We start from the raw sequence: 8,161 nt of genomic DNA on the forward strand, positions 1-8,161 counted from the left end.
GCCGTCTTCGCGGGCAAGCCTCGCTCCTACAGACAACGGGGGACCTGTAGGAGCGAGGCTTGCCCGCGAAGCTCTTCAGGTCCGTTGCGCGTGATAAAGGCTCACATGCCGAAATTCTTCCGGCTCACACAGATCCGGCAGGGTCATGGCCTCGAGCATTTCGATGCGTCGATACAACGGATGACGAAAATCCCGCACCCGCGAATCCGCCACCAGCGCTTGCCGGCCACGGCTGAGGAATTCATCGAGCAGCGGCAGGTTCGCCCGGTCGTACAGCACATCCGCCACCAGAATCAGATCGAAGCGATCGGCCTCGGCGAAGAAATCCGTCGAGTAATTGAGCTGTACATCATTGAGTTCGGCGTTCGCCCGACAGGCCGCAATCGCCAGCGGATCCAGATCACAGGCCACCACTTCCAGCGCCCCGGCCTTTACCGCGGCAATTCCCGCCACGCCTGAGCCGGCGCCGAAATCCAGCACCCGCTTGCCTTTGACCCATTCCGGGAATTGGGCGAGGTAACGGGCCACGGCCAGGCCGCTGGCCCAGCAGAAACTCCAGTAGGGAGGTTCATGCAGGATGCGCCGGGTTTCCTCGGGGCTGAACGCGCGGTCCATGTTGTCGCCGTCGATCAGCCACAGCTTCAGCTCGGTGTCCGGCAGGTCGCAGGCGACCAGGCGCGCATCGCCCAGTAGTTCACTCAACGCCTGTTGCAGGTCGAGCGGTGCACTCATGGGGCTTTGACGAATTGCAGTTGGCCCAGCATCTGTGTCGTGGGCTGCGTAATCAACTGCGACGGCAGATGCAGGATCAATTGGCCGGACTGGCTGGCACGACCGCGCAATTCAACCCGCGCGCCCATTGGAAAGGCTTCCGGGTTGAAACGCAGGTGAAACGGCAATACTTGATTGGTGCCGATCAGGCTCGAACTGGCGAGCAACTGTTGCGGGCGATCCTTTTCGTCGATCACCAGCAGCGCCAGTTCGACTTCGGCACCGGCCGGCACGCCTTGCAGGGTGCCGCTCAACTCACGTTGATACGCGGGCAGCGGGCCGAGCTCGGCAGCTTCCTTGGCTTTTTTCTGCGCCTGTTGCGGTGCAGGGCCTGGCGTCGGCGGCTGAGGCTTGGGTGCATCGCTTCCGCAGGCCACCAGAAGGCTGAAAAGGCTGAGCAATACGAGCGGGCGTAACGACATGGGCAGCTCCGGAAACGTGAAATCCATGGATCGACAGATCATGCCGTCTGTATACCGCAAAGCCTATGGCTTGTCTTGCCACCGGGATGCGCTACCATGGCCCTCCCTTTTTTTGTTGCCTGCCACCATGCACTGTCCCTTCTGCGGTGCCAACGACACCAAGGTCATCGACTCGCGTCTGGTCGCCGAGGGCGAACAGGTGCGCCGCCGGCGTGAATGCCTGGCCTGCGGCGAGCGTTTCACGACGTTCGAAACCGCTGAACTGGTGTTGCCGCGCCTGATCAAAACCGACGGCAGTCGCCAGCCGTTCGACGAAGAAAAACTCCGCGCCGGCATGCAGCGTGCGCTGGAAAAGCGCCCGGTGAGTGTCGAACGCCTCGAATCGTCGCTGGTGCACATCAAACACAAACTGCGCGCCACCGGCGAGCGCGAGGTCAAGTCCCTCGTGGTCGGTGAGCTGGTGATGACCGAGCTGAAAAAGCTCGATGAAGTCGCCTACATCCGTTTCGCTTCGGTCTATCGCCGCTTCCAGGACCTCAACGAGTTCCGCGAAGAGATCGATCGCCTGGCCCGGGAGCCGGAGAAAGAATGACCACGCCTGCCGAGCAAGCCATCCTCGACGCCCATTACATGGTCCGCGCGCTGGAGCTGGCGCGCCGCGGCCATTACACGACTCATCCCAACCCGCGGGTCGGTTGCGTGATCGTCCGTGACGGGCAGGTTGTCGGCGAAGGCTGGCACGTGCGCGCCGGCGAGCCCCATGCCGAAGTCCACGCCCTGCGCGCCGCCGGTGAACTGGCCCGCGGCGCCACCGCCTACGTGACCCTCGAACCTTGCAGCCATCATGGCCGCACGCCGCCTTGCGCCGACGCTCTGGTAAACGCTGGCTTGGCGCGGGTCGTGGCGGCGATGCAGGACCCGAATCCGGAAGTTGCCGGTCGCGGCCTGCAACGCCTGGCGCAGGCCGGCATCGCTACCGACAGCGGCGTGCTGGAAGGCGAGGCGCGCAAGCTCAATGAAGGCTTCCTCAAACGCATGGAGCACGGCTTGCCCTTCGTGCGGGTCAAGCTGGCCATGAGTCTGGACGGCCGCACGGCGATGGAAAGCGGCGAAAGCCAATGGATCACCGGCCCGGCCGCGCGTTCGGCGGTTCAGCGTCTGCGCGCCCAGGCAAGTGCCGTGCTGACCGGCGCCGATACCGTGTTGACGGACAACGCCCGCCTGACCGTGCGCGCCGATGAGCTGGGGCTGGATGCTGAGCAAACCGCGCTGGCCATGAGCCGGCCGCCGCTGCGTGTATTGGTCGACGGTCGCCTGCGGGTGCCGCCGGATGCGCCGTTCTTCAAGGCAGGCCCGGCGCTGATCGCGACTTCCGTGGCGGTCGAGGAACAACACGCCAACGGTCCGGAATGCCTGATCGTGCCTGGCTTCGATGGCCAGGTCGATTTGCGTCAGTTGCTGGTCGAGTTGGCCAACCGTGGCATCAACGAAGTGCTGGTCGAAGCCGGTCCACGGCTGGCGGGCGCTTTCGCTCAGCTCGGTCTGGTGGATGAGTTCCAGATTTTCATCGCCGGCAAGTTCATGGGCTCCACGGCCCGGCCGCTGCTGGACTGGCCGCTCGCGCAAATGAAGGATGCGCCGGAACTTAAAATCACTGAAATTCGCGCGGTGGGCGATGACTGGCGAGTCACTGCCATTCCTTTGCCAGCGGCGAGCGTATAATTCCCGGCCATCGTTACAGCGCTGGCTCTGTTCTCGAGGAGAACCCCATGTTCACCGGCATCATCGAATCCATCGGCAGTATTCGTGCATTGACCCCAAAAGGCGGAGATGTGCGGGTCCATGTAGCAACCGGCAAGCTCGATTTGAGCGACGTCAAACTGGGCGACAGCATTGCGGTCAACGGCGTGTGCCTGACCGCCGTTGAGCTGCCGGGCAACGGCTTCGCGGCGGACGTCAGCCGTGAAACCCTCGACTGCACTGCCATGAACGACCTGAAAAGCGGCAGCCCGGTCAACCTGGAAAAAGCCCTGACACCGACCACCCGCTTGGGCGGGCATCTGGTCAGCGGCCACGTCGATGGCGTGGGTGAAGTGGTTGCCCGCACCGAGAACGCCCGGGCCGTTGAGTTCCGCATCCGCGCACCGAAAGAGCTGGCCAAGTACATCGCCCATAAAGGCTCGATCACCGTCGACGGCACCAGCCTGACCGTAAACGCGGTCGATGGCGCCGAGTTCCTGCTGACCATCATTCCCCACACCCTGACCGAAACCATCATGGCGTCGTACCAGCCAGGCCGTCGGGTGAATCTGGAAGTCGATTTGCTCGCCCGTTACCTGGAACGCCTGCTGCTGGGCGACAAGGCGGCGGAACCTGCAGCCGGCAGCACCATTACCGAAAGCTTCCTGGCCCAAAACGGCTACCTCAAATCCTGAATTTTGAAAGAAGGGGGTGCCTTGTGGCGCTCAATAGCATCGAAGAACTGGTTGAAGACATCCGCCAAGGCAAGATGGTCATCCTCATGGATGACGAAGATCGCGAGAACGAAGGCGACCTGATCATGGCCGCCGAGTGCTGCAAGCCCGAGCACATCAATTTCATGGCCAAGCACGCCCGTGGCCTGATCTGCATGCCGATGACCCGCGAGCGTTGCGAGCTGCTCAAGCTGCCGTTGATGGCGCCGCGCAACGGTTCCGGTTTCGGCACCAAGTTCACCGTATCGATCGAAGCGGCCACCGGCGTGACCACCGGCATTTCCGCCGCCGACCGCGCGCGCACCGTGCAGGCGGCTGCCGCCAAGGACGCCAAGGCTGAAGACATCGTCAGCCCTGGACACATCTTCCCGCTGATGGCCCAGGCCGGCGGCACTCTGGCTCGCGCCGGCCACACCGAGGCTGCCTGCGACCTGGCGCGTATGGCCGGTTTCGAGCCGAGCGGCGTGATCTGCGAAGTGATGAACGACGACGGCACCATGTCCCGCCGCGCCGAACTGGAAACCTTCGCCGCCGAACACAACATCAAGATCGGCACCATCGCCGACCTGATCCACTATCGGATGATTCACGAACGTACCGTTCAGCGGATTGCCGAGCAGCCTCTGGACAGCGAACTGGGCCAATTCAACCTGGTGACCTATCGTGATTCGGTGGAAGGCGACGTGCACATGGCCCTGACCCTGGGCAATGTCTGCGCCGAGGAACCGACCCTGGTTCGCGTGCATAACATGGACCCGCTGCGCGACCTTTTGATGGTCAAGCAACCGGGCCGCTGGAGCCTGCGCGCCGCGATGTCCGCGGTGGCCGAGGCCGGCAGCGGGGTGGTGTTGTTGCTCGGTCACCCGCTCGATGGCGACGTGTTGCTGGCGCACATCCGTGAAACCGCCGATCAACTGGCGGTGAAAAAACCGACTACCTACAGCACTGTCGGTGCCGGTTCGCAGATCCTGCGTGACCTTGGCGTGCGCAAAATGCGCCTGATGTCGGCGCCAATGAAATTTAATGCGATATCCGGTTTCGATCTGGAAGTTGTAGAATACGTGCCCTCCGAATAATGACCGGGTGTTTCCGGCCAGCAATTCGCGGTTCAAATATCACTGAGGGGCGCGTAGAAGACGCGTCCCGGCTCTTTAAGAGATCTATCGAATGACCCTGAAGACCATCGAAGGTACGTTCATCGCCCCTAAAGGCCGCTACGCTCTGGTAGTAGGCCGTTTCAACAGCTTCGTCGTTGAAAGCCTGGTCAGCGGTGCAGTCGATGCCCTGGTTCGCCATGGCGTGAGCGAAAGCGACATCACCATCATCCGTGCCCCTGGCGCCTTCGAAATCCCGCTGGTTGCACAAAAAGTCGCTCAAAAGGGCGAGTTCTCGGCAATCATCGCCCTGGGCGCGGTCATTCGTGGCGGTACTCCGCACTTCGAATACGTGGCAGGCGAATGCACCAAGGGCCTGGCCCAGGTGTCCATGGAGTTCGGCGTTCCGGTCGCTTTCGGCGTGCTGACCGTTGATTCCATCGAGCAAGCGATCGAACGTTCCGGCACCAAAGCCGGTAACAAAGGTGCTGAAGCTGCCCTGTCCGCTCTGGAAATGGTCAGCCTGCTGGCGCAGTTGGAGGCCAAGTGATTAGCGACGAAAGCGATCGTTTCAACCCGCGCGATCCAAAGCCTGCGGATGCCGGCAAGCCATCGAAAAGCGTCAAGCGTCGCGAAGCTCGTCAGCTCGCGACCCAGGCGCTGTATCAATGGCACATGGCCAAGCAGTCGCTGAACGAGATCGAAGCGCAGTTCCGGGTCGATAACGATTTCACCGATGTCGATGGCGCCTATTTCCGCGAAATCCTGCACGGGGTTCCGCAGTTCAAGACCGAAATCGACACCGCGCTCAAGCCTTGCCTGGACCTGACCATCGAAGAGCTGGACCCGGTTGAACTGGCGGTTCTGCGCCTGTCCACCTGGGAGCTGCTCAAGCGCGTCGACGTGCCGTACCGCGTTGTGATCAACGAAGGTATCGAACTGGCCAAGGTCTTCGGTTCCACCGACGGCCACAAGTTCGTCAACGGTGTACTCGACAAGCTGGCACCGCGTCTGCGTGAAGCTGAAGTGAAGGCGTTCAAGCGCTGATTGGCGCTTGAAGTGCCGACACCAGTCCATGGGTGAGTTTGAGCTGATCCGCAATTTCTTCGCCGCCGCGCCTTGTGCGCAAGGCGGCGAAGGCGTTGCTCTCGGAATCGGCGATGACTGCGCCTTGCTGGCTGTTCCCCCTGGGGAGCAGTTGGCGATTTCCACCGACACCCTCGTGGCCGGTGTGCATTTCGCAGATCCCTGCGACCCGTTTCTGCTCGGTCAGCGCTCGCTGGCTGTAGCGGTCAGCGACCTGGCCGCCATGGGCGCCACTCCCGTTGCCTTTACCCTTGCCCTGACCTTGCCGGCGGTGACCTCCGACTGGCTGCAAGCATATGCCCGCGGTTTGAACCAGATGGCGCAAAACTGTGGCGTGGCCCTGGTGGGCGGCGATACCACCCGTGGGCCGTTGAGCCTGACCATGACCGTGTTCGGTCGCGTGCCGGCCGGCCTGGCCCTGACCCGCAGCGGCGCGCAACCCGGGGACCTGCTGTGTGTGGGCGGTGACTTGGGCAATGCGGCCGGGGCTTTGCCGCTGGTGCTTGGCCAGCGCGCTGCCGAGGCGGCCATCGCCGAGGCGCTGCTGGCGCATTACTGGTCGCCGCAACCGCAGCTGGCGTTGGGTCAGGCGCTGCGTGGCAAGGCGACCTCGGCGATGGACATCTCCGATGGCCTGCTCGCCGATTGCGAGCACATTGCCCTGGCGTCGAACGTCGGCCTGCAAGTCGAGCTTGAGCGCCTTCCGATGTCGGCGGCGCTACGGGCTTTTCTCGGTGAAACGGGCGCACAGAACGCCGCTCTCAGTGGTGGCGACGATTACGTACTGGCCTTCACCCTACCGTCCGTCGAGTTGCCTGCGATGCTGGCCGATGGATGGCCAGTCCATGTGGTCGGACGTGTAGTGAGCGGGCAGGGCGTGACCCTGCTGGATGCGGACGGACAAGACATCACCCCGCAAATCCGGGGCTATCAACATTTTCGGGAGACACCGTGACAGACCATCCCAAGCAGGTCCCGGCGGAGTTCGTACCGCCGTCGGTCTGGCGCAATCCATGGCATTTCCTGGCGTTCGGCTTCGGCTCGGGCACCTTGCCAAAGGCACCGGGCACCTGGGGGTCGTTAGTTGCGCTACCCTTTATCCCGTTATGGCAAATGTTGCCCGACTGGGGCTACTGGCTGATGTTGGGCATCACCATGCTGTTCGGCTTCTGGCTGTGCGGCAAGGTGGCCGACGATTTGCGTGTGCACGACCACGAAGGCATCGTCTGGGACGAAATGGTCGGGATGTGGATCACCCTGTGGCTGGTGCCGGAAGGTTGGCAGTGGCTGTTGGCAGGTTTCCTGGTGTTCCGCTTCTTCGATATTCTCAAACCCTGGCCGATACGCTGGGTCGACCGGCATGTGCACGGCGGCGTCGGGATCATGCTCGATGACGTATTGGCCGGTGTATTTGCCTGGTTGGCCATGCAAGGGTTGGTGTGGATGTTCGCCTGACCAGAGAGGTTAAAAGGCGATTACTGGGAGAACTAGGGATGGCTCTACGCGGGTTGATGGTGCTGGTGCTGGCCTTGTTTTGCTCATTCGCCCAGGCGGAGGAGGCCGCGACCACGCCGTCCGTGATTCACCTGGCCAGCGAGGATTGGGAAGACTACACCGCCGCCAATGGCCAGGGTCTGGCCTGGGACGTGTTGCGCAAAGTCTTCGAGCCTGCGGGCGTCAAACTGGATATCCGTACTGAACCTTATCTGCGCTCCATCGGCCTGGCCGAGCGTGGCGAAGTGGACGCCTGTGTCGGCTCCTATCGCGACGAGTCTGAAGCGCTGCTCTACCCGCACTGGAATTTCGATACCGATCATATCTACGCCCTGGGCCTGGCCAGCACTCCGGTGCCGACCCTGGAAACCCTGGGTGATTACCGATTGGCCTGGGTCCGTGGCTACGATTATCAGGACTACCTGCCCAACATCCGCCACTACGATGAAGTGATCCGCCGCACCGGCATCGTTTCGATGCTCACCTACAAGCGCGTTGACTACTACATCGATGCGCTGACCGAAGTCGATTATGTCCTCACCCGAGCCAAGGATCCCTCCCAGTTCCGTCGCACTCACATTGCGGAATTGCCGCTTTACCTGTGTTTCGCCAAGACGCCCCAGGCCCGCGCGCTGATGGCCCTGTTCGATGAGCGTATGGAGAAGCTGGTGAAAAGCGGCGAGTTGAAGCCGGTTTTCGAGCACTGGAAGCAGCCTTATCCGTTCCCTGCGAATTGACGTTGTTCCACGGTTGGCGATGACCCCCTGTGGGAGCGGGCTTGCTCGCGAAAGCGTCATATCAGCCGACATCCTCGCTCGAT

11 protein-coding genes are annotated in these 8,161 nt (G+C 62.3%); 9 read left to right on the forward strand and 2 right to left on the reverse strand.

All coding sequences use genetic code 11. The features are described 5' to 3' along the window. Positions 1-75 precede the first annotated feature (75 nt). Positions 76-732 (reverse strand): class I SAM-dependent methyltransferase, encoded by a 657-nt coding sequence (locus tag ACW9JE_RS26175; RefSeq protein WP_457434383.1) that lies wholly within the window; start codon positions 730-732, stop codon positions 76-78. After that, positions 729-1,193, reverse strand: a complete 465-nt coding sequence (locus ACW9JE_RS26180) for a YbaY family lipoprotein (RefSeq protein ID WP_224541376.1) — start codon at positions 1,191-1,193, stop codon at positions 729-731. The genes ACW9JE_RS26175 and ACW9JE_RS26180 overlap by 4 nt, the downstream gene beginning before the upstream one ends. Positions 1,194-1,320: 127 nt before the next feature. Here ACW9JE_RS26180 and nrdR point away from each other — a divergent pair, with 127 nt between their 5' ends. The 9 genes from nrdR (at position 1,321) to ACW9JE_RS26225 (ending at position 8,078) form a co-directional block, all read left to right on the forward strand. Further along, entirely contained in the window at positions 1,321-1,785 is a 465-nt protein-coding gene (gene nrdR / locus ACW9JE_RS26185) for a transcriptional regulator NrdR (protein ID WP_162634909.1), read from the forward strand. Next, positions 1,782-2,915 (forward strand): bifunctional diaminohydroxyphosphoribosylaminopyrimidine deaminase/5-amino-6-(5-phosphoribosylamino)uracil reductase RibD, encoded by a 1,134-nt coding sequence (gene ribD, locus ACW9JE_RS26190; RefSeq protein WP_457434384.1) that lies wholly within the window; start codon positions 1,782-1,784, stop codon positions 2,913-2,915. Before nrdR ends, ribD begins: the two co-directional genes overlap by 4 nt. A gap of 47 nt (positions 2,916-2,962) precedes the next feature. Then, complete coding sequence (locus tag ACW9JE_RS26195) at positions 2,963-3,628, forward strand: riboflavin synthase (protein WP_175377117.1); 666 nt, start codon at positions 2,963-2,965, stop codon at positions 3,626-3,628. A 23-nt stretch (positions 3,629-3,651) separates the two neighbouring features. Continuing rightward, complete coding sequence (ribBA, locus tag ACW9JE_RS26200) at positions 3,652-4,743, forward strand: bifunctional 3,4-dihydroxy-2-butanone-4-phosphate synthase/GTP cyclohydrolase II (RefSeq protein WP_224541371.1); 1,092 nt, start codon at positions 3,652-3,654, stop codon at positions 4,741-4,743. A 91-nt stretch (positions 4,744-4,834) separates the two neighbouring features. Further along, positions 4,835-5,311 carry a 6,7-dimethyl-8-ribityllumazine synthase gene (gene ribH / locus ACW9JE_RS26205; RefSeq protein ID WP_224541369.1) on the forward strand — a complete coding sequence of 159 codons (477 nt, stop codon included), beginning with the start codon at positions 4,835-4,837 and terminating at the stop codon, positions 5,309-5,311. Next, positions 5,308-5,808: a transcription antitermination factor NusB gene (gene nusB, locus ACW9JE_RS26210; RefSeq protein ID WP_008000432.1), complete on the forward strand. Its 501-nt coding sequence runs from the start codon at positions 5,308-5,310 to the stop codon at positions 5,806-5,808. Before ribH ends, nusB begins: the two co-directional genes overlap by 4 nt. Positions 5,809-5,836: 28 nt before the next feature. Next, entirely contained in the window at positions 5,837-6,802 is a 966-nt protein-coding gene (thiL, locus tag ACW9JE_RS26215; protein ID WP_457434385.1) for a thiamine-phosphate kinase, read from the forward strand. Beyond that, positions 6,799-7,302, forward strand: coding sequence for a phosphatidylglycerophosphatase A family protein (locus ACW9JE_RS26220; RefSeq protein ID WP_175377122.1), 504 nt, complete (start codon positions 6,799-6,801; stop codon positions 7,300-7,302). The genes thiL and ACW9JE_RS26220 overlap by 4 nt, the downstream gene beginning before the upstream one ends. A gap of 38 nt (positions 7,303-7,340) precedes the next feature. After that, positions 7,341-8,078: a substrate-binding periplasmic protein gene (locus ACW9JE_RS26225; protein WP_457434386.1), complete on the forward strand. Its 738-nt coding sequence runs from the start codon at positions 7,341-7,343 to the stop codon at positions 8,076-8,078. Positions 8,079-8,161: the final 83 nt, after the last annotated feature.

The organism is Pseudomonas sp. SDO55104_S430 (assembly GCF_054070595.1).